At 52.0% G+C, this 888-nt stretch carries 1 protein-coding gene; it reads left to right on the forward strand.

Going from position 1 to position 888, the window contains the following annotated elements; genetic code table 11:
• Window positions 1-888: sodium/glutamate symporter (locus QVO97_RS07655; RefSeq protein WP_288189330.1), on the forward strand; the 888-nt coding region annotated here is incomplete at both ends.

The raw sequence follows: 888 nt of genomic DNA on the forward strand, positions 1-888 counted from the left end.
CTTGGCGCACTGGTCTACTGTCTGGGAAGATTGCTTGTACAGAAGCTGCCTTTCCTGAGCAACTATTGTATACCGGCTCCGGTTGCGGGCGGTGTCGTATTTGCATTCGCTCATCTGGCGTTGTATGCAACAGGAGTTCTGGAGCTTTCCTTTGATACAACCTTACAGAGCGTATTTATGACGATCTTCTTCTGCAGCGTCGGTTTTACCGCCTGCTTCCGTCTGTTAAAGAAGGGCGGCGTTCAGGTATTTATGTTCCTGGCGCTGGCAGTTGGTATCTGTATCGTGCAGGATGCAGTCGGCAGCGGTCTGGCAGCAGCGTTTGGTCTGAATCCGCTTCTCGGCTTATGTATGGGTTCTATGCCGTTAGTTGGAGGTCACGGAACGAGTGGTTCCTTCGGACCGCTTCTGGAGCAGGAATACGCAGTTGTAGGCGCAACTACAGTTGCCTTGGCATCTGCTACATATGGTCTGGTATCCGGCAGTATGATGGGTGGTCCTATCGCCCGTGCCCGTGTTGAGAAACACCATCTGAAATCAACCGCAGCCGAGGAAGGCAATGCAGTTGACGAAGTAGCATCGCCGATCGACGGTCAGAAATTCACCACCGCGGCTGTATTCCTTGCAGTTGCAATCGGTGTTGGTACCTTCATTTTCGCGTTCTTTAAGAGCATTGGTCTTACATTCCCGACTTACATCGGTGCGATGCTGGCAGCAGCCGCTATCCGTAACATCTGGGATGTACAGCACAAAGATCTTCCGATGGAAGAAGTTGACGCACTGGGCGGTCTGTCCCTGAACCTGTTCTTAGCGATGGCAATGATGAGCCTGAAGCTGTGGCAGTTAGCAGCTCTGGCGCTTCCGATGATTGTTATCCTGTTAGTTCAG

This window comes from Clostridium sp. CAG:43, from assembly GCF_000434655.1.
Classification (GTDB): Bacteria; Bacillota; Clostridia; order Lachnospirales; family Lachnospiraceae; genus Otoolea; species Otoolea fessa.